Source organism: Sphingopyxis sp., from assembly GCF_035998905.1.
Classification (GTDB): domain Bacteria; phylum Pseudomonadota; class Alphaproteobacteria; order Sphingomonadales; family Sphingomonadaceae; genus Sphingopyxis.
Genome location: NZ_DASYHG010000027.1, coordinates 77,117 through 96,286, shown reverse-complemented (window position 1 = coordinate 96,286; position 19,170 = coordinate 77,117). Strand labels below are relative to the sequence as shown.

Annotated in this window: 18 protein-coding genes; 16 read left to right on the top strand and 2 right to left on the bottom strand. The window is 65.1% G+C overall.

What is annotated here, in order from left to right; genetic code table 11:
- Positions 1 to 3: 3 nt before the first annotated feature.
- The 10 genes from ccoO (at position 4) to gnd (ending at position 8,705) form a co-directional block, all read left to right on the top strand.
- Complete coding sequence (gene ccoO / locus VGN62_RS16595) at positions 4 to 768, top strand: cytochrome-c oxidase, cbb3-type subunit II (protein WP_327455898.1); 765 nt, start codon at positions 4 to 6, stop codon at positions 766 to 768.
- A complete protein-coding gene (locus VGN62_RS16590) occupies positions 765 to 923 on the top strand; it encodes a cbb3-type cytochrome c oxidase subunit 3 (RefSeq protein ID WP_327455895.1) in 159 nt (52 codons plus the stop codon). Before ccoO ends, VGN62_RS16590 begins: the two co-directional genes overlap by 4 nt.
- Positions 916 to 1,851 carry a cytochrome-c oxidase, cbb3-type subunit III gene (ccoP, locus tag VGN62_RS16585; protein WP_327455893.1) on the top strand — a complete coding sequence of 312 codons (936 nt, stop codon included), beginning with the start codon at positions 916 to 918 and terminating at the stop codon, positions 1,849 to 1,851. The genes VGN62_RS16590 and ccoP overlap by 8 nt, the downstream gene beginning before the upstream one ends.
- Positions 1,838 to 3,295 (top strand): cytochrome c oxidase accessory protein CcoG, encoded by a 1,458-nt coding sequence (ccoG, locus tag VGN62_RS16580; RefSeq protein WP_327455891.1) that lies wholly within the window; start codon positions 1,838 to 1,840, stop codon positions 3,293 to 3,295. The genes ccoP and ccoG overlap by 14 nt, the downstream gene beginning before the upstream one ends.
- Positions 3,292 to 3,762: a FixH family protein gene (locus tag VGN62_RS16575; RefSeq protein WP_327455889.1), complete on the top strand. Its 471-nt coding sequence runs from the start codon at positions 3,292 to 3,294 to the stop codon at positions 3,760 to 3,762. Before ccoG ends, VGN62_RS16575 begins: the two co-directional genes overlap by 4 nt.
- Entirely contained in the window at positions 3,759 to 5,873 is a 2,115-nt protein-coding gene (locus VGN62_RS16570) for a heavy metal translocating P-type ATPase (protein ID WP_327455887.1), read from the top strand. The genes VGN62_RS16575 and VGN62_RS16570 overlap by 4 nt, the downstream gene beginning before the upstream one ends.
- Positions 5,870 to 6,025: a cbb3-type cytochrome oxidase assembly protein CcoS gene (ccoS, locus tag VGN62_RS16565; protein WP_327455885.1), complete on the top strand. Its 156-nt coding sequence runs from the start codon at positions 5,870 to 5,872 to the stop codon at positions 6,023 to 6,025. Before VGN62_RS16570 ends, ccoS begins: the two co-directional genes overlap by 4 nt.
- Positions 6,022 to 6,252 carry a hypothetical protein gene (locus VGN62_RS16560; protein ID WP_327455883.1) on the top strand — a complete coding sequence of 77 codons (231 nt, stop codon included), beginning with the start codon at positions 6,022 to 6,024 and terminating at the stop codon, positions 6,250 to 6,252. Before ccoS ends, VGN62_RS16560 begins: the two co-directional genes overlap by 4 nt.
- Before the next feature lie 58 nt (positions 6,253 to 6,310).
- Positions 6,311 to 7,615, top strand: a complete 1,305-nt coding sequence (gene hemN, locus VGN62_RS16555) for an oxygen-independent coproporphyrinogen III oxidase (protein WP_327455881.1) — start codon at positions 6,311 to 6,313, stop codon at positions 7,613 to 7,615.
- 106 nt (positions 7,616 to 7,721) lie between these two features.
- The gene (gene gnd, locus VGN62_RS16550; protein ID WP_327455879.1) at positions 7,722 to 8,705 is read left to right on the top strand and encodes a phosphogluconate dehydrogenase (NAD(+)-dependent, decarboxylating); all 984 of its coding nucleotides are present in this window, start codon (positions 7,722 to 7,724) and stop codon (positions 8,703 to 8,705) included.
- Positions 8,706 to 8,726: 21 nt separating this feature from the next.
- Here gnd and VGN62_RS16545 read toward each other — a convergent pair whose 3' ends face one another.
- Positions 8,727 to 9,422, bottom strand: coding sequence for a CerR family C-terminal domain-containing protein (locus VGN62_RS16545; RefSeq protein ID WP_327455877.1), 696 nt, complete (start codon positions 9,420 to 9,422; stop codon positions 8,727 to 8,729).
- A 239-nt stretch (positions 9,423 to 9,661) separates the two neighbouring features.
- Here VGN62_RS16545 and VGN62_RS16540 point away from each other — a divergent pair, with 239 nt between their 5' ends.
- From VGN62_RS16540 to pal, 6 genes are all read left to right on the top strand, one after another.
- Positions 9,662 to 11,923, top strand: coding sequence for a TonB-dependent receptor (locus VGN62_RS16540; protein WP_327455875.1), 2,262 nt, complete (start codon positions 9,662 to 9,664; stop codon positions 11,921 to 11,923).
- A 33-nt stretch (positions 11,924 to 11,956) separates the two neighbouring features.
- On the top strand, positions 11,957 to 13,657 hold the full coding sequence (locus VGN62_RS16535) for a sulfatase-like hydrolase/transferase (RefSeq protein ID WP_327455873.1): 1,701 nt from the start codon (positions 11,957 to 11,959) through the stop codon (positions 13,655 to 13,657).
- 113 nt (positions 13,658 to 13,770) lie between these two features.
- Positions 13,771 to 15,009 carry a glycosyltransferase family 1 protein gene (locus VGN62_RS16530; RefSeq protein WP_327455871.1) on the top strand — a complete coding sequence of 413 codons (1,239 nt, stop codon included), beginning with the start codon at positions 13,771 to 13,773 and terminating at the stop codon, positions 15,007 to 15,009.
- Entirely contained in the window at positions 15,006 to 15,548 is a 543-nt protein-coding gene (locus VGN62_RS16525) for a sigma-70 family RNA polymerase sigma factor (RefSeq protein ID WP_327455869.1), read from the top strand. The genes VGN62_RS16530 and VGN62_RS16525 overlap by 4 nt, the downstream gene beginning before the upstream one ends.
- On the top strand, positions 15,529 to 16,248 hold the full coding sequence (locus VGN62_RS16520) for an anti-sigma factor (protein WP_327455867.1): 720 nt from the start codon (positions 15,529 to 15,531) through the stop codon (positions 16,246 to 16,248). Before VGN62_RS16525 ends, VGN62_RS16520 begins: the two co-directional genes overlap by 20 nt.
- A gap of 76 nt (positions 16,249 to 16,324) precedes the next feature.
- A complete protein-coding gene (gene pal / locus VGN62_RS16515) occupies positions 16,325 to 16,804 on the top strand; it encodes a peptidoglycan-associated lipoprotein Pal (RefSeq protein ID WP_414713294.1) in 480 nt (159 codons plus the stop codon).
- Between the two features lie 173 nt (positions 16,805 to 16,977).
- On the opposite strand, the gene VGN62_RS16510 is transcribed toward pal, so the two are convergent.
- A complete protein-coding gene (locus tag VGN62_RS16510; protein WP_327455862.1) occupies positions 16,978 to 19,116 on the bottom strand; it encodes a TonB-dependent siderophore receptor in 2,139 nt (712 codons plus the stop codon).
- Positions 19,117 to 19,170: the final 54 nt, after the last annotated feature.

The window sequence follows — 19,170 nt, the reverse complement described above, 5'->3', positions numbered from 1 at the left end:
AGCATGGCCACCAAACCCGCCAAAAAGGGCTTCAGCCACAAGAAGATCGAGCGCAACGTGACGTTGCTCGGCGCGCTCGCGCTGCTCACCGTCACGATCGGCGGTATTGTCGAGATCGCGCCGCTCTTCTGGATCGACAACACGGTCGAGAAGGTCGAGGGGATGCGGCCTTACACCCCCCTCGAACTCGCCGGACGCAACATCTATATGCGTGAGGGCTGCTACACCTGTCACAGCCAGATGATCCGTCCGTTCCGCGACGAGGTCGAGCGCTATGGCCACTACAGCCTCGCCGCCGAGAGCATGTACGACCACCCGTTCCAGTGGGGGTCGAAACGCACCGGGCCAGACCTTGCGCGCGTCGGCGGCCGCTATTCGGACGAATGGCACAAGGCGCATCTGATCGACCCGCGCAGCGTCGTGCCCGAATCGATCATGCCGCCCTATGCCTTCCTCGCCGAACGCGATCTCCAGACGGGCGACATGGCGAACGACCTGACCGCGCTCTACCGCGTCGGTGTGCCCTATACGAAGGCCGACATCGCCAAGGCGAACGACGACATCAAGGCGCAGGCCGACCCCGATGCCGGCGCGGGCGACCTCCGGAAACGCTACCCGAAGGCGCAGGAGCGCGATTTCGACGGCAATCCCGACCGCGTGACCGAAATGGATGCGCTGATCGCCTATCTGCAGATGCTCGGCACGCTGGTCGATGTCGACAAGGCGGCGCCGCAGGAACGCCCGTCCGAAACGGAGGCGGGGCGATGACCTACAACGACCTCAGGCATTTTGCAGACAGCTGGGGGCTGCTCGCCATGACCCTGCTGTTCCTCACCCTCATCGCCTGGCCGTTCCGGCCGAGCGCGCGCGCGCGCAACGACGAAGCCGCGAACATGATCTTCAAGGACGACGAGCATGGCTGAGCAGAAACGCATCGACGAAGCGACCGGCACGAGCACGGTCGGTCACGAGTGGGACGGTATCGAGGAACTCGACACGCCGATGCCGCGCTGGTGGCTGTGGACCTTCTACGCCACGATCGTCTGGGGGCTGGCTTATGTCGTGCTCTATCCGGCCTGGCCGCTCGTCAACAGCGCGACCGAGGGCGTGCTGGGCTGGTCGAGCCGCGGCGACCTCGAAAAGGAAATGGCGGCTGACGCGAAACGCCGCGCGCCGACGGTGCGTGCCATAGCGGCAACCGCGATCGCCGACCTGCCGGCGAAGCCCGAACTGATGCAGGCGGCGGTACAGGGCGGCGGCGCGGCATTTCGCGTCCATTGCGTCCAATGCCATGGCGCGGGCGGCGCGGGTGTGATGAATCTTTATCCCAGCCTGACCGACGACGACTGGTTGTGGGGCGGCGACCTTGCGGCCATCGAATATACGGTCACGCACGGGATCCGGAATCCCGACCACAAGGCGACACGCACCAGCCTGATGCCCGCCTTTGGCCGCGACGGCATTCTCGATGCGGCGCAGATTGGCGATGTCGTCAGCTTCGTGCGCACGATCAGCGGCCAGGAAAAGGCGAGCGCGTCGTCGGCGCGCGGCGCGACGCTGTTCGCGGACAATTGCGCGGTCTGCCACGGTGCGGGCGGCGAGGGCGGCCGCCAGTTCGGCGCGCCGAAGCTGACCGACGCCATCTGGCTCTATGGCGGCGACCGCGACAGCCTGACCGCTACGGTGAACCAGCCGCGCAACGGCGTGATGCCGCGCTGGAACAACCGGCTCGATCCGGTGACGATCAAGATGCTGTCGGCCTATGTCTATTCGCTGGGCGGCGGCGAGAAGGGTCTCGCGCCTGCGAACGAGGGAGCAGTTGAAGGGCAGGGAGCCGATGGCCAGCCCTGAGGACCTCGCCGGCCAGCCCGCGCCGCTCTACGAAGCGCGGAAGGGCGTTTACCCGAAGGCGGTCAACGGTCCCTTCCGCCGCTTTAAGTGGGCGATCATGGCGGTCACGCTCGCGATCTATTACGGGACGCCGTGGATCCGCTGGGATCGCGGCCCCTATGCGCCCGACCAGGCGGTGCTCGTCGACCTTGCAAACCGGCGGTTCTACATGTTCCAGATCGAAATCTGGCCGCATGAATTTTACTATGTGGCCGGCCTGCTCATCATGGCGGGAATCGGCCTGTTCCTCGTCACCAGCGCGGTCGGGCGCGCCTGGTGTGGCTATGCCTGCCCGCAGACGGTGTGGACCGACCTGTTCCAGCATGTCGACCGGCTGGTCGACGGCGACCGCAACGCGCAGGTCCGGCTGGCCAAGGGGCCATGGACGTTCGAGAAGATAGCAAAGCGCGGGCTCAAATATCTGATCTACCTCGCCATTGCCTTCTGGACCGGCGGCGCATGGATCATGTATTTTGCCGATGCGCCGACGCTGACGGCGGATTTCTGGACCGGGCAGGCGGCGCTCGTGGCTTATGGCACGGTCGCGGTCCTCACCGCGACGACCTTCGTCCTCGGCGGCTTCCTGCGCGAACAGGTGTGCGTCTATATGTGCCCCTGGCCGCGTATCCAGACCGCGATGATGGACGAAAAATCGCTGCTGGTGACCTATAAGGACTGGCGCGGCGAACCGCGCGGCAGCGTAAAGAAAGCGCAGGCGCATCCGGGCGCATTCGGCGACTGCATCGACTGCAACCAGTGTGTAGCGGTCTGTCCGACGGGGATCGACATTCGCGAAGGGCCGCAGATCGGCTGCATCACCTGTGCGCTCTGTATCGATGCGTGCGACGGGGTGATGGCACAGGTCGGCCGTCCGCGCGGGCTGATCGATTATTGCACGCTCGACGATGCCGCGACCGAAAAATCCGGCGGCACCGGGCAACCGATCCGCAAGACGCTGACCCGGCCACGCACCCTGATCTATTTCGGCGTGTGGATCGCGATCGGTGCAGCGATGCTCTTTTCGCTCGGCCAGCGTACGCGGCTCGACCTCGCCGTCCAGCACGAACGCAGCCCGCTCTATGTCCAGCTGTCCGACGGGCATGTCCGCAACAATTACACGCTGAAGCTGCGCAACATGGAAACGCGCCCGCGCCGCGTAGCGGTGACGGTCAGCGGGCTTCCGGGCGCGGCGGTCTGGACCGAAGGCGGCACGCGAGAGGGCGCGGGGCAAGAGATCAGGCTGACGCTCTCACCCGACAGCGTCGCGCGCCTCAAGCTCTTCATCGCGGCGCCGGGAGCGGGACCAGCGCGGCAGGACTTCACGATCAGCACGCGCGGCCTCGACGGCGATCCGCGCGGCGACAGCGACATCATCCAGTTCGACCGCCCGGAGACAGGACAATGACCGACAGGCACAAACCCAAAGCCTTCACTGGCCGGCATATGGCGGCGATCCTCGTCGTATTCTTCGCGGTGGTCATCGCGGTCAATTTCACGATGGCACGCTTCGCCATGTCGACCTTTGGCGGCAAGGTGGTCGAAAACAGCTATGTCGCCAGCCAGCACTATAACGAGTGGCTGCGGCGCGCCGAAGCGCAGGACCGGCTGGGCTGGGACGAGAGCGTCAGCCTCGATTCCACGCGGCACGTGTTGCTGACCGTCCGCAAGGGCGGCGAGCCGCTCGCGGGCCTTGGTGTGTCGGCGACGGTCAATCACCCGGTTGGGCGCACCGCACCCGCCGCACTTCGTTTCGAGCCGGCGGCGGGTGGCGTGCTGCGCTCTGTCGAGCCGCTGGCGGTAGGGCGCTGGCGGCTCGACCTCATCGTCCGGCACGGTTCGGACGAAGCGCGTTACCGGAAGGATGTGAAATGAGTGCCGCCGCGTTGATCGAGCGCGACTTCGCGGTTCCCGATATCCGCTGCGCGGGGTGCATCGCCAAGCTTGAGCAGGGCTTGGTGCGCGATAAGCGTATCGCCGCCGCGCGCGTCAACTTCACCGAAAAGCGCGTACATCTGTCGTACATGCCCGACACTGAAATGCCCGACCTGATCGGCGCCTTTTCGAACTTGGGGTTCGAAGCGCATCCGATCGGCGACGGGCCCGGCGAAGCCGATGCCGAGGCCGAGACGAGCCGCGAACTGCTGCGCGCGGTCGCGGTGTCGGGCTTTGCGATGATGAACATCATGCTGCTGTCGGTGTCGGTGTGGTCGGGCGCGACGGGGGCCACGCGCGACCTGTTCCACTGGCTGTCGGCGGCGATTTCTCTGCCGACCGTTGCCTATGCCGGTCGGCCCTTTTTCCGCTCGGCGTGGCGCGCGCTGCGCCACGGCGGGACCAATATGGACGTGCCGATCAGCATCGGCGTCGCGCTCGTTTGTGCCATCAGTCTCTACGAAACCGCGACGAGCGGCCCGCACGCCTATTTCGACGGCGCGGCGATGCTACTTTTCTTCCTGCTGTGCGGCCGCTGGCTCGACAGCGTGATGCGCGACCGCGCGCGCGGCGGGGTAACCGCACTGCTGCGCAACATGGGGACGGGCGCGATGGTGATCGGCGACGACGGGCGGACCCGCTGGGTCGATGCGACTGCACTGGAACCCGCCATGACGATGCTTGTCGCGGCGGGTGAGCGGCTTGCCGCCGATGGCGTCGTGGTCGGGGGCGAGAGCCAGATCGACCTGTCGCTGCTGACGGGTGAAAGCGCGCCGCAACGCGTCCATCCCGACGACCGCGTCCACGCGGGGACGCTCAATCTCGATGCGCCGTTGCGTGTGCGCGTGACGGCGGCGGGCGCAGATACCGCGATCGCCGACATCGCACGGCTGATGGGCGAGGCGGCGCAGGGCAAGTCGCGCTATGTCCGCATCGCCGACCGCGCCGCGCGGCTCTACGCGCCCGCGGTGCATTGCCTCGCGCTGATGGCTTTCGCGGGCTGGATGATCGCGGGGGCGGGGTGGCATCATAGCCTGCTGATCGCGGCAGCCGTGCTGATCATTACCTGCCCGTGCGCGCTCGGGCTCGCAGTGCCCGCGGCGCAGATCGTCGCGGCCGGCGAATTGATGCGCGCAGGGGTGCTGATCAAGGACGGATCGGCGCTCGAACGGCTCGCCGAAGTCGATCGCGCGTTCGTCGACAAGACGGGGACGCTGACGCTGGGGCGTCCCGAAGCGATCGACCTCGACCGGCTCGACAATGGTGTGAAGCCGCTGGCGCTCGCGCTGGCGCAGGCCAGCCGCCACCCGCTCAGCGAGGCGTTGACGCGCGGCCTGCAGGCACTCGACGTCCGTCCTGCCGAAGTGACTTCCGTCCGCGAAACGCCGGGTTTCGGGGTCGAGGCGCGGTGCGCGGGCGTCGTCGTCACGCTGGGCCGGCCGCAGCGCGCCGATCTTGGCGATGCGCTCGCGACCGAACTGACGGTCGATGGCCGGCCGGTCGCGACGATCTGTTTCGCCGACCGGCTGCGTCCGGACGCTGGCGAAACGATCCACGCCCTGCGCGGTGAGGGCATCGACGCCATGATCCTGTCGGGCGACCGCGCCGACGCCGTCGCACCGGTTGCACGCGAACTCGGGCTGACGGCGCAGACGGGGATGAGCCCGCAGCAAAAGCTCGAGGCGATCGAAAGGCAGTCCGCGCTGGGCCGCAAGGTGCTGATGATCGGCGACGGCCTCAACGACGGACCCGCACTCGCGGCGGGCCATGCGTCGATGGCACCGGGGTCGGCGAGCGACGTCGGCAAGAATGCCGCCGACTGCATCTTCCTCGGCGACCGGATGATGCCGGTCGTCCAGACGGTGCGGATGGCGCGGCGGACGCAGGCGATCGTACGGCAGAATTTCATCCTCGCGATCGGTTATAATATCGTCGCGGTGCCGCTCGCCTTCCTCGGTTTCGTGACCCCGCTCGTTGCGGCGATCGCGATGTCGGGGTCGTCGCTGATCGTCGTCGGCAACGCGTTGCGGCTGAAAAGGGCGATCCGGTGAACGGGCTGATTTTCCTGATCCCGATCGCACTCGGACTCGGCCTGCTTGGCCTCGCGGCCTTTTTCTGGTCGCTCCGCCGGGGGCAGTTCGACGATCTCGACGGTGCCGCGCTGCGTATCTTTGTCGAAGAAGAAGAGGGTGGAAAGCCATGACTGCGTCCCGGTTCCTTGTCGCGATGGGTGCGCTGGCGCTGATGCAGCCGCCGGTCGCTGTCGAGGCGCGGGTACTGACGCTCCCGTCCTGTGGCGGCGCGGCGCACCGGACGATGGTCCCGGGCGATCCCGCCGATCCCGCGCAGCGCCGCGATTGTGCCAAGGCATGCCATGCGGTCACAGACCGGCGCGGAAAATCGGGCGGCGTCAAAAAGGATTGCTGCTGACGCCGGACGTTGATCCCGGTCAATGTTGTTGGCGGATCGCGGACGTAGGACGCTTCTCATGTGGTCCTATCATCCCGATCTGCTCGCCCAGCCGGTGCCGCGCTACACCAGCTATCCCACCGCGATGGAGTTTACCGACGATGTCGGCGCGGATGCCTATGCGCGCTCGCTCGATGCGATCGAGGCGGCAACGCCGATCTCGCTCTATGTCCATATCCCCTTCTGCGAGCAAATCTGCTGGTATTGCGGTTGCAACACTGGCGCCGCGGGGCGCAAGCAGCGGCTGGCCGACTATCTGACGGCCTTGCGGGCGGAGATCGCGCTCGTTGCAAAGCGACTGGGCGGGCGCGGACGGGTGCAGAGCATTGCGTTCGGCGGCGGCAGCCCCAATGCCATCGCGCCGGTCGAACTGGTGCGCCTGCTCGACCGCATCCTGACCGTTTTCGACGCGCACCGGCCCGAAGTTTCGATCGAACTCGATCCGCGCGGCTTTTCGGCCGAATGGGCGCTCGTGCTCGCCGCCGCACATGTCACGCGCGTTAGCCTTGGCGTGCAAACCTTCGCGCCGCATGTCCAGCAGGCGATCGGACGGATCCAGCCGCTCTCGCATATCGAACGCGTCGTTGCGGCGCTGCGCCTCCGCGACATCGACGCGATCAATTTCGACCTGATGTACGGATTGCCGGGGCAGACGCTCGCCGACCTCGACGCCACGCTCGACGAGACGATCCGCCTTGCGCCGAGCCGGATCGCGCTGTTCGGCTACGCGCATCTTCCCGACATGATCCCGCGCCAGCGGCGGATCGATGCGACCAACCTTCCGGATCAGCGGCTGCGCTTCGAACAGGCCGAACTCGGGTACCAGCGCCTGACCGATGCGGGCTATGTCCCGGTGGGGTTCGACCATTTTGCGCGGCCCGACGACCCCCTCGCGATCGCGGCGCGCGAAGGGCGGGTGAACCGCAATTTCCAGGGCTTCACCAGCGACAGCGCCCCCGTCCTGCTGGGCTTCGGTGCCAGCGCGATCAGCCGCTTTCCCGATCTTATCGTGCAGAACGAGAAGCGCGCCGGTCCTTATCGCGACCTGGTGAACGATGGCCGCCTCGCGGCGGTTCGCGGGGTCGAGGTCCCTCAGGAACAGCGGGCGAGGGCGGGGCATATCCGCGATATTCTCTGCAATGGCCGCACCCATCTCGCGCCCCACAGCCGTGTGCTGGTTCAAAATGCTCTCAGGGACTATGAAAAGCGCGGTGTTATCGATTGGAATGAAGGCGATCTTGTGATCCGCGACAGCGGATTGCCCTATGCCCGGCACGTCGCCGCGCAATTCGACAGCCTGCGAGGGCATATCAAGACCCTCTAATCGGCGGTGGCTCCCGTGATATCACACGCGGCCGCGGCACAATTGCCCGCCGGGCGCGAAGTGCGATAGGGAAGGGACACCAATCCCGTAAAGGAGGCCATGCCCTATGCAGATCGCGATCGTCGGACTTGGACGGATGGGCGGCAATATTGCGCGGCGCCTCTTGCAGGCTGGCCATCAGGCCGTCGTTTTCGACCGAAACGAGGGCGCGGTCGCGGAACTGGTCGCGGCGGGTGCCGTCGGCGCCGCTTCACTCGACGAACTGGTTGAACGGCTCGTGCCGCCGCGGGCGGTCTGGGTCATGCTGCCGGCCGGCGATCCAACCGAGGAGACCATCGGGGGCCTGTCGCTGCGTCTCGATGCCGGCGACGTCGTGATCGATGGCGGCAACAGCTTCTACAAGGATGATGTGCGGCGCGCAGCCGAGCTTCAAGCGCTTGGTATCGACTATATCGATGTCGGGACTTCGGGCGGTATCTGGGGCGCCGAGCGCGGCTACTGCATGATGATCGGGGGCGAAGCGCGGGTGATCGACCGGCTCGACCCGATTTTCGATGCGCTCGCGCCCGGATATGGAACGATCCCCCGGACGCCGGGACGCAGCCGGCCAGAATATGATGGCCGCGCGGAAAAGGGCTATATTCACGCCGGCCCGGCGGGGGCGGGGCATTTCGTCAAGATGGTCCACAACGGCATCGAATATGGGCTGATGGCGGCCTACGCCGAAGGGTTCGATATCCTGCGCGGCAAGAATGCCGACCGGCTGCCGCCCGAAGAACGATATGATCTCAACCTCACCGACATCGCCGAAGTCTGGCGCCGGGGGTCGGTGATCTCCTCGTGGCTCCTCGACCTTTCGGCCGCGGCGCTAGCCGGGAACCCGGAACTTTCGCAGTATAGCGGGAAGGTCAACGACAGCGGTGAAGGGCGATGGACGATCGACGCCGCGATGGAAGAGGCGGTGCCCGCCTACGTCCTTTCGGCGGCGCTACTCGCGCGTTTCCGCTCGCGCACCGACAACACGTTCGGCGAAAAACTGCTCTCGGCCATGCGCGCCGGGTTCGGCGGGCATGTCGAGATTCCGCAATAGGTCGCGCGGCCCTGTTCCAATCTAGAGATGGTCGATTTGCCGGTGCAGCGTCCGCGTGATGAGGCGCAGTTCTTCCTCGCCGATCTTGGACCATTCCATCGCCCTTTGCGCGACGGCCCGTCGGGTGTGGAGGGAGGGGAGGCTCGATACGAGCAGGATTGCCTGCATGCGCGTTTCGGCTGAAACTGCGGGTTCGGACTTGATCAGGGAAATCAGGCGCGAGTTCCGCTCGATGCCCGGTAACCACAAGCGATTATAGAAAATCTCGAAGGCCGGCCCCGGCTCGGCCAATTCGCGGGCGATGATTCCGTTGCCCAATATATAGGCGTCGCTGCCGAGTATCAGTTCGACCGACGCCGCCATCAGATATTTGAGCGTTTCGCGCGCCTCCTCCGGCCCCGAAGGCGTCTCGATGGTCCGCCGGGCGCGTGCAACGGCGTCCTGCGTCGATTGCCCATAGCGCGCCACAATCTCTTCGGCGCACGCGCGATATAGCCCTTCCTTGTTGCCGAAATAATAGTTCAGCGGCGGAAGCGTGGTCTTCGCGCGTTCGGCGATGCGGCGCGTGGTTGCGGACTTGAAGCCCGCTGCCCCGAACTCGATCAGCGCTGCCTCCAATATGCGTTGGCGCGATTGGTCACCCTTGCGCGACATGTTCGACACCGCGTCCCGTCCGGGTTGCGCACTGGACCCTTCGACCGAATCTCCCATCGTCATGATCCACCTCAATGCGCTGCTGCAACCGACCTGCTGTGGGTAAAGCAAATGCCTGCCGGTTGGCAAACATCCGATTTCCGGCAGAATTTCAGGTTTTCGATAGCCTCCCAAAAATACTTAGAATACTATTGATTTCCGCCGCCTCAAAATATATCAGTTGATACATAATAGGAAAGGCCATGGAGTCGAGAAGCGCAGATGCGTCTTCCGGACGGTGGCTGCGAACGAGGGAGAGAGGGATGACACGCCACCACCGAGCCATGACGGCACTTGCCACCGGAACCCTGATGATGGTTGCTGCCGTTCCGGCGGCGGCGCAGGAAGCCGAGGCAGCGGGCGCGACCGATGCGGGCAATGAGGACATCATCGTCACCGCCTCGCGCCGTCCGCAGACGCTGCAGGAAGTGCCGATCTCGGTGGGTGTCGTCACGGGCGCCGCGATCGAGCAGCAGGGCCAGCGCCTGTTCACCGACCTCCAGTCGTCGGTTCCCAACCTCCAGATCGACAACACCAACGGCAATTACGCGATCACCATCCGCGGGCTCGGGTCGGGCGCGAACAATCTCGCGTTCGAACAGTCGGTCGGGCTGTTCGTCGATGGCGTCTATTCGAGCCGCGCGCGATCGCTGCAGGTGCCGTTCCTCGACGTCGAGCGGATCGAGGTCGTTCGCGGTCCGCAGGGCGCGCTGTTCGGCAAGAACACCAATGCCGGCGCGATCAGCATGGTGACGCGCCGCCCGACGCGCGATTTCGAGGCGGAGTTCCGCGCCGGTACCGAACTGGCCGAAGGCGGCATGAATTTCAGCGGTTTCCTGTCGGGGCCGATCAGCGACACGCTGAGCTTGCGCGTGAGTGGCGGCGCCGGGCAGGCCGACGGCTATATCGAAAACCGGCTGACCGGGTTCGACGACAATGGCTCGAAATACCGGTCGGGGCGCGCGCAGCTCCTGTGGGAGCCGAGCGACGATTTCGAGGTCCTGCTCAAGGTCGAGGGTTTCCGCAACGAGATCAACGGATCGAACGCGGTCTATAACAATATCGGCAACGCGAACTGCAATCTCTGCAACATCGTCCGCAACGCCAGCGGCGGCGCCGCAGCGCAGGACAAGCCCGGTTTCTGGCGGTTCAGCCGCGGCTTCCCCAAGGAATATGATGTCACCAAGTCGCGCACCGGCGCGATGACGGTCAACTGGACCCCTGGCGACTGGACGATCGCGTCGATCACCGCTTACCAGGCTGTGGATTCGGAACGCACATTCAACACCATCCCGGGCCCAATCAACCTGCTCAACACGCTGCAGGCAGAGGAGAGCAGCCAGTTCTTCCAGGAACTGCGCGTCTCGCGCGACGTCGCGGCGGGGATCAACCTTGCGTTCGGCGCGACCTATACCGACGCCGATCTCGATATCCTCCAGCTCATCAGCTACAACGGCAATCTGGTCGGGACGACCTTGCCGCAGGCCGAAGGGACGCGCGGCTTCACCCAGAAATCCTGGTCGCTGTCGCCCTTCGCGATCGTCGATGCGGAGCTGACCGATGCGCTGACCTTCAGCGGCAGCCTGCGCTACAGCTATGAAAAGAAGGAGGCGCGCGGGACCAGCATCAATGTCGGGCCGCGCATCCCCGCCAACAACCTCGATTTCGACATCACCGGCGAGCGCACCGAAAAGCTCTGGGATTATTCGCTCCGCCTTCGTTACGAATTCAGCCCGGCCGTGTCGGCCTATGTCAGCTATGCGACGGGGACGAAGGGCGGGGGCTTCCTGTCGAACGACGGCCTGTTGCTTTATAATATCCGTAACAACAACGGCCGTTTCGACTTCGACGACGAACGCGCGCGGGCGTGGGAACTCGGCACCAAGATGCGCCTGTTCGACCGCAAGCTCGACCTCGATATCGCGCTGTTCCGGACCCGCTTCGCCAATCTGCAGGTGTCGTCGTATAACGGCACCGCCTTCATCACCGGCAACGCCGCCAAGGCAACCGCGCAGGGTGTCGAAGTCGAGGCACGCTACCGGCCGAGCTCGGTCGTCAGCCTTGGCGCAACGGGGGCGTATCTGGACGCAAAGTACAACGACTATCCGGGCGGGCCGTGTCTGTACAACGCACCATCGACCTGCACGCCCGCGACGAACAACCTCTCGGGCATTCGCCTGACGCGTGCGCCCGAATGGAAGGCGTCGGGATATGTGCAGTTCGATGTGCCGGTGGGCGGCGACCTGATCGTCAGCGCCCGCGGCGCCGCCGATTACACGTCGACCTCTTATCTGCAGGGCGACATGAACCCGCTGAACGCGCAGCCGGGCTATACCAAGTTCGATGCGCGCCTCGCGATCCGCAAGGAAGACGGCGCATGGGAACTCGCGCTCGTCGGGCGCAACCTGACCAACGAGGTGACGTTCAGCCAGGCGATCAACACGCCGCTACTCGGCGGGAACAGCCATGTCGTGATGATCAACCCGCCGCGGACGGTCAATCTGGAAGCCGTGCTGCGCTTCTAGGCGGGGCGGCGAACGCGATAAGGAAGGCTCAGGATGGTTTGGACTGTTGATCGCCGTACGTTCGTTGCCGGCATGGGGGGTGCCGGGGCGCTCGCGGCATCAGGGGCGCGGGCCAATGTGTCCGCAGTGGACGGGCGCAAGCTCAACGTCCTGATGATCGTCACCGATCAGGAGCAGAGCATCGCGAGCTTTCCGCCCGGCTTGCTCGACAAGCTGCCGGGGCACCGCGAGCTGATGACGCGCGGGCTGCTCGTCGAAAATTACCACGTCCAGACGACCCCGTGCAGCCCGTCGCGTTCGACCATCTTCACCGGGCATCATACCCAGCGCACGGGCATCTATTTGAATTCGAGCGGCGCCGACGATCCGGTGTTGCCGACCGACCTGCCGACGCTCGGCCATATGATGCGCGCGGCGGGCTATTACACCAGCTACAAGGGCAAGTGGCACCTTTCGCCGATCAACGAGAAGCGGAACTGGAACCAGGTGTCGGGGATGATCTATCCCGCCACCGAAAAGGCCATGGAAGAATATGGCTTCGACGATTACGGCTTCGACGGCGAGGCGGTCGGCCTGACGTGGGACGGCTACCGCCACGACCAATATATCGCTGCTGACGCCTCGCGCAGCATCCTCGACTTCAAGGGGAGCGACAAGGCCGGGGGTAAGCCGTGGTTCATGGTCGTCGGCCTGCTCAATCCGCACGACATCATGTTCTATGACGCGACGGGCAAGCAGACCGAGACGCGCGCGCATCCCTATCTTCTGGGACCGCTGCGGCGCGAGCCGGGCGACCCGCTCTATGCCGAGGATAATGGTTTCGAACTGCCGGAGAGCTTCTATCGCGACGATCTGAGCGGCAAGCCCGAAGCGCACCGTGCGATCGCGCAATCGAACGTCCGCACGTACGGAAAGATGGACCATGGCGACGAAGCGTCGTGGCGCCGTTTCCGCAACTATTATTACAACTGCATTCGCGATGTCGACCGGCGGATCGGCCAGCTCCTCTGGGCGCTGGAGACGAGCGGCCAACTCGAGAACACGATCATCGTCTATACCTCCGACCATGGCGAGCGTGCCGGGGCGCACGGGATGCGGCAAAAGGGCGGCACGATCTACCGCGAGGAAACGAACGTGCCGATGATCATCGTCCACCCCGATGCGCCGGGGGGGCGCCGCTCGCGCCGGCTGATGAGCGCGGTCGATATCGCCCCGACGCTGCTCGCGCTCGGCGGCAAGGATGCGGGCTGGCGAAAAGAGCATTTTCCGGACCTGCCGGGTATCGACGCGACGCCGCTGCTGACCGATCCCGACGCGCGGACCGAGCGCGACATTCGCGGGCATCTGTTCAACTATGCGGTGGCCTATGGCTGGGCGCCGAAGGCCGGCCAGCCCGCGACCGCGCCGTTCACCGACCGCTTCGACCTGTCACGCCGCCGCCTGCACCGCGGCGTCCACGACGGTCGCTGGAAGTTCGCCCGTTATTTTGCACCCGAGCATCATCAGCAACCGCGAAACTGGAAGCAATTGGCGGGGAATAGCGACCTTGAGCTGTATGACACGCAGGCCGACCCGAACGAACTCGTCAATCTCGCATCGCACCCCGGTCAACAGCGCAATATCCTGCGCCTGAATGCCATGGTCAACGCGTTGATCGCGCGTGAGGTCGGAAGAGACGACGGGAGCGAATATCCGGGACCGGTGGAGCTATATAATCGCGCATGGCCGGGATGAGGTTGCGGCGGCGGACATCGCCGCCAGTCGGGGAATCGGTCTGAAGGATAGTTCTGGGCCCTGTTGGTCCATGGCACATGGAATAGAATCCGTTCGGCAGGCGTATGCGCCGCATGACGAAGATTCCCCCTGCCATTTCCCCCATTGCCCCTGAATATCATGCCTCCGCGCCCCGGCGGCTGCGCGTCGCGCTGTTTTCGGGGAATTACGACTGCGTCCGCGATGGTGCGAACCGCGCGCTCAACCGTCTCGTTGCCTATCTGCTCGAACAGGCGGGGGCCGCGGTGCGCATCTACTCGCCGGTCGCCCCGCAAAAGGCCTTCGCGTCGGTCGGCGATATCGTTCCGGTGCGCTCGGCCTGCATTCCGGGACGCCCCGAATACCGGCTCGCGCTGGGTTTCACCAAGGCAGCTCGCGAAGATATGGAAGCGTTCGCACCCGGCATCGTTCACCTGTCGGCACCGGACATCCTCGGGCGGCAAGCGCAGAATTATGCGCGGGCAGCAGGGATCCCGGTGGTGACCAGCCTGCACACGCGTTTCGAAACCTACCTCGACTATTATCGCCTCGGCTTGCTGCGCGGTCCTGTCGACCGCTATCTCGCGCGCTTTTACGGCGATGCCGATCATATTCTGGCACCGACGCCCCCGATCCGCGATGCGTTGGCCGGGCAGTTCGGACCCGGGAAAGTGTCGATATGGTCGCGCGGGGTCGATCCGGCGACGTTCAGGCCGGCGCTGCGCAGCGAGGCCTTCCGGCAGCATTTGGGTTATACGCCGGGCGATTTGGTGCCGCTGTTCTTCGGGCGTCTCGTCCTTGAAAAGGGCCTCGACGTCTTTGCCGGGGCGGTCGCGGCATTGCGTGAGCGCGGTCATAGGGTGCGCCCGATCGTTGTCGGCGATGGGCCTGCGCGCGACTGGCTCGCGCGGCGGCTTCCCAACGTGACCTTTCTCGGCTTCCTCGACGGCGCGGCGCTCGGCGAAGCCGTCGCCAGCGCCGATATCCTGATCAACCCCAGCGTCACCGAAGCGTTCGGCAACGTCAATCTGGAAGCGATGGCGTCGGGCCTCGCCATCGTGTCCGCCGATGTCGACAGCGCCTCGGCGCTCATCGATCACGGCCGTACGGGGCTGCTCGTCCCGCCGCAGGATCCGGGTGCCTATGCCGCCGCCGCCGCTTCGCTGATCGATCAGCCCGCGCGCCGTCACAGGCTGGGCAGGGCAGCGGCAGAGGTGGCGGACCGCTATCGCTGGGATGCGGTCCTGGCCGACGTCGCGCGCGTCTATGAGCGGCTGGCCGGCCGTGATGTGGCCTTGCATTATCCGGCACTCGCCCGGCAATATGCGGCATGAAGATCCGTTGGGGAAAATCCAGCGGCTTTGCCGACGATGTCGCGGCGATGCGCCGCTACGCGCGGTCTTTGACGCGCGATCGCGACGATGCCGACGATGTGGTGCAGGATGCGCTGGTTCGCGCGATCGAGCGTCAGGCCACCTATCAGGCGGGACGCGACCGGCGGCGCTGGCTGTTCGCGATCGTCCACAATGTCTTTATCTCGGGAACGCGGCGCGAGGTGGCGGAGGCGCGGCGCAACGACCGCTTCGCCGAGATGCAGGTCGCGCATACGGACGCGTCGCAGGAACATCATGCGCGGCTCGGCGAGATCGCGCGGAGCTTTGCCGCGCTGCCCGAACATCACCGCGCCGTCCTTCACCTGACGGCGATCGAGGGTTTGAGTTATCAGGAGTGCGCCGACGTGCTCGGCGTCCCGGTGGGAACAATCATGTCGCGAATTGCGCGCGCGCGGGCGGCACTGAGGCAACAGGACGAGCGGCAAGCCGGACCGGCGCTGCGTATCGTGGGAGGACGGGATGACAGCCGCACCAAGTGATCAGGAGATCGACGCCTATGTCGACGGGCAGCTCGATACCGAGGGACGATTTGCCGTCGAAGACTATCTGCGCGAGCACCCCGATCTTGCGGCGCGCGTGATGGGCGACCTAGGCACGCGGAGCGCACTGCAACTGCTCGCACGCGATAGCGAGCCGCTGCCGCGCGGAATACGCGATGCCATGCGGGGCGGTTCGCCGGCCGCGGGCTCGCGCTGGCGGCGCTGGGCACCGGCGGCAGGATTGTCGGCATCGGGAATCGCAGCGATGCTGCTGGTGACACTCCAGGGACCGCCCGGCTATGTCGATGACGCGCTGACGTCGCACCTGGTGGCGGGAATGCGGGCTGACATGGTCTCGCAGCTTGAGGCGCCGAAGTTCGATGCGCGCGAAATCCGGCGCGCGACCAGAATTTCGGTCCCGGAAGTCCCGGCCGACTGGAAGGTCACCGACGTGCAGCTGTTTCCGACCGAACGCGGGCCGGCGCTGGTGATGGCGCTCAAGACCGGCGAAGGCGACCATCTGTCGCTCTTTGCCAAGCGCGGACGCGAAGGGGCGCCCGAACGGCCCGACGCCGTGCGGGAAGGCGAGCATTCGGTCGCCTATTGGCGACGCGGCGACATGTCCTATGCGCTGGTCGGTGACAGCGGCCCTGCCGCAATCGACGCTCGTGCCGAAACGCTCGCACGGACGCGTTCCTGACATAGATGATTTCCGGAACCGACGAGGGTGGGTTCTCCAGTATGAGGGGGAAAATATGACGAAGAAAGCGATTATAATGAGTGCGATGGCCGCGATGCTCGTGGTCGGAGGTTGTGCCAAGAAGGCGCCGAAGGACCTGCCGCCGCCGCCCGCGTGCTGCGGGCCGGAAGAAACCGATCGTGTCGTTCCGGGTTCGCAGCAGGATTTCGTGGCGAATGTGTCTTCGGACCGCATCTTCTTCGGGTTCGACCAGTATAATGTCGATGCCGAGGATATGGCGACGCTGCAAAGCCAGGCTGCGTGGCTTGCGCGCAATCCCGCTGTCCGCGTGACGCTGGAGGGGCATGCCGATGAGCGCGGGACACGCGATTATAACATCGCGCTCGGCGAGCGGCGGGCGAATGCTGCGAAAAATTATCTCGCGACGCTTGGCGTCGATCCGGGGAGGATCACCGTGATCAGCTATGGCAAGGAACGCCCGGCGGCCGTCGGATCCGACGAAGAGGCCTATGCGAAGAACCGGCGGGCGGTAACGGTGGTGATCGGGCGGCCATAGGGAGATGCTGGCGGGGCCTGTGCGCCCGCCAGCGCTTCGCTCACGAGCGCAGGCACGATGCGAGGCAGTCCATCGTGGCCTCGATCGACCAGCTCAAACGGGAGTACGCTCACATTTATGTTGATGTCCCATAGCTCGCCACCGCGATAATCTCCTTCCAAGCGCGCGGCTGATCAGAATGCGTATCGCAGCGTCACGCGGCCGTTGCGGGGCTCGCCATAGACGAAGCCCGGGAACCACACATTGCCGCTGAAGAAGCGCTTGTCGAAGATATTGTCGACGTTGACTTGCAGCGACAAGGCTTCGGTCAAGTCGTAGCGTGCCATGATATTGGCGATGGCATAGGCGGGTTGGCCGATCCGTTCGGTCACGCCGGTCCCCGGATTGTCAGCCGTTACAGGGGGGCGGCTCTCCCATTTGAGCGCGCCGCCGAGGCTCAGCCCGTCGAGCGTGCCGGTGAAATCGTATCGGGTCGCAAAGTTGAACACGCGGCGCGGCTGATGCGCGAGCACATGCGCGCCTTCGGCATCCTTGGCGCTATAGTCGCTCCAGCCGGCGCTGATGTCCCATTGCGGGGTGATCTTGCCGACGACTTCCAGTTCATAGCCCTTGGCCACGGTTCCCTTGGCGCCGCGATAGGCCTGGATCGGCGTGCCGGGAATAAACCCGTCGGGCACCGCCATATTGTCCTGTTCGATCCGGTAGACCGAGACCGTCGCGAGCAACTGGCCGTCGAACAGCAGCGCTTTCAGGCCGGCTTCATAATTGGTGCCTTCGAGCGGATCGATCAGCCTGTTGTTCCGGTCGCGCAGATCGCCCTGCGGCTTGAAGATATTGGTATAGCTCGCATAGGCCGACAGATTGTCCGTGAAGTTGTAGACCAGCCCGACATAGGGCGTGATCTGGCCCTTGTACGACAGCGTGTAGGGGGTGGGGCTGTACAGGCTCACCTGCTCGTTGCGCTTGTAATAGCTGAGCCGCCCGCCGCCGATGAGCTTCAGCTCCCCGACCAGGTTTATCCGCGTCGAGGCATAGGCTGCCGCCTGCGTCGTATGGCCGAAGCCGGACATGTCATAACGCGCGCCCCATTCGGGCTCGGCGAGCCCGCCGTCGAAGCTGTTGAAATCGTCGATCGGGTCGATCGCGACCGGATCGCGGTTCGTCCAGCCATCGTCGACGCGGCTCGCCATCGCGCCGAAGGCGAGGTCGTGCCGGCCGCCGAGCAGGGCGAAGCTGCCATGCGCCTGGACGCTTCCATGCCATTGTTCGGGATCGGTCTTGTACCAATAGCCAGAGGTGCCCACGCCTGCGCCGGTCACGCGGTCGGGCAGGCCGTCGAGCCACAGCAGCTTCGAATTTTCGAGCCCCTTGTGATATCCGATATCGCCGCGAATTTCCCAGTCGCCGCCGAGTTCGCGCTTGAGCGTGGCAAAGGCGGAAATCTCGGTGGTGTTCCAGAACCCCCAGTCGGCGCCCGTGGTCTTGGAACGCGGCCAGTCGGTCCGCGTGCCGTCGGTGTACCAATAGGGCAATTGCGCCCACATGATCCCGTCGCGCTCGTCGCGCTGGTAGCTTGCGCCGATCGACAGCGTCGTGCGGTCGTCCAGATCAGCGTCGATGACGCCATAGAGGAGGAGGCCCTTCTTCTTTTCCAGATCGACGAAGCTGTCTTGCGTATAGGCTTGGGCGACTGCGCGTGCGCGCACCGTCCCCGCAGAGTTGAGCGGCGATTGCACGTCGAGGGTCGCCGCGAAGCGGTCCCACGACCCCGCTTCTAGGCTGATGTCGCCCTTGAATTCGCTGGCCGTCGCATGTTTGCGGATCAGGTTGACGACCGCCGACGGATCGCCTGCGCCCTGCATCAGGCCAGCGGCGCCGCGCACCAGATCGACGCGTTCATATTGCGCGGTGCTGGTCTCGCCAAAACCGACATTGCCATTCTGGAACGGCGCGCCGTCGAGCTGAAAATTCTGAACCTCGAAACCGCGTGCGGTGATCGCGCTGCGTCCGCGGTCGACATCCTTCTTGGAAATGCCGACAGTGAAATCGAGCGCATCGTTGATCGTGTTGAACGCCTGGTCCTTGATCTGCTGCTGCGTGATGACGCTGATCGTCTGCGGCGTTTCGAGCGGGGATAGTTGAAGGCCGGTCGCGGCCGTGGGCTGGTCGGTCCGGCCATAGCCAGTCACGACAATGGCATCGTCCGCCCCGTCATCCGGATAAGCCGGTCCCTCTACCTGTTGTGCATGGAGCATCGCGGGAGCGCACAGCCAGGCCGATCCGGTCAGCAGGAAACGGAATGAGCGGTGCATGATCTTCCCCTTTTTCAGACGGCCTCCGGCCGAATGCGGCGCCAGTAATGCGAT

Excerpts from the sequence above, each read along its gene's own strand:
- VGN62_RS16560 (WP_327455883.1), top strand. The coding sequence starts at position 6,022 with ATGACTGCGTCCCGGTTCCTTGTCGCGATGGGTGCGCTGGCGCTGATG.
- VGN62_RS16570 (WP_327455887.1), top strand. The coding sequence starts at position 3,759 with ATGAGTGCCGCCGCGTTGATCGAGCGCGACTTCGCGGTTCCCGATATC.
- VGN62_RS16545 (WP_327455877.1), bottom strand. The coding sequence starts at position 9,422 with ATGACGATGGGAGATTCGGTCGAAGGGTCCAGTGCGCAACCCGGACGG.
- VGN62_RS16535 (WP_327455873.1), top strand. The coding sequence starts at position 11,957 with ATGGTTTGGACTGTTGATCGCCGTACGTTCGTTGCCGGCATGGGGGGT.
- VGN62_RS16510 (WP_327455862.1), bottom strand. The coding sequence starts at position 19,116 with ATGCACCGCTCATTCCGTTTCCTGCTGACCGGATCGGCCTGGCTGTGC.
- pal (WP_414713294.1), top strand. The coding sequence starts at position 16,325 with ATGAGTGCGATGGCCGCGATGCTCGTGGTCGGAGGTTGTGCCAAGAAG.
- hemN (WP_327455881.1), top strand. The coding sequence starts at position 6,311 with ATGTGGTCCTATCATCCCGATCTGCTCGCCCAGCCGGTGCCGCGCTAC.
- VGN62_RS16590 (WP_327455895.1), top strand. The coding sequence starts at position 765 with ATGACCTACAACGACCTCAGGCATTTTGCAGACAGCTGGGGGCTGCTC.
- VGN62_RS16575 (WP_327455889.1), top strand. The coding sequence starts at position 3,292 with ATGACCGACAGGCACAAACCCAAAGCCTTCACTGGCCGGCATATGGCG.
- VGN62_RS16520 (WP_327455867.1), top strand. The coding sequence starts at position 15,529 with ATGACAGCCGCACCAAGTGATCAGGAGATCGACGCCTATGTCGACGGG.
- VGN62_RS16530 (WP_327455871.1), top strand. The coding sequence starts at position 13,771 with ATGACGAAGATTCCCCCTGCCATTTCCCCCATTGCCCCTGAATATCAT.
- VGN62_RS16540 (WP_327455875.1), top strand. The coding sequence starts at position 9,662 with ATGACACGCCACCACCGAGCCATGACGGCACTTGCCACCGGAACCCTG.
- ccoG (WP_327455891.1), top strand. The coding sequence starts at position 1,838 with ATGGCCAGCCCTGAGGACCTCGCCGGCCAGCCCGCGCCGCTCTACGAA.
- gnd (WP_327455879.1), top strand. The coding sequence starts at position 7,722 with ATGCAGATCGCGATCGTCGGACTTGGACGGATGGGCGGCAATATTGCG.
- ccoP (WP_327455893.1), top strand. The coding sequence starts at position 916 with ATGGCTGAGCAGAAACGCATCGACGAAGCGACCGGCACGAGCACGGTC.
- ccoO (WP_327455898.1), top strand. The coding sequence starts at position 4 with ATGGCCACCAAACCCGCCAAAAAGGGCTTCAGCCACAAGAAGATCGAG.
- VGN62_RS16525 (WP_327455869.1), top strand. The coding sequence starts at position 15,006 with ATGAAGATCCGTTGGGGAAAATCCAGCGGCTTTGCCGACGATGTCGCG.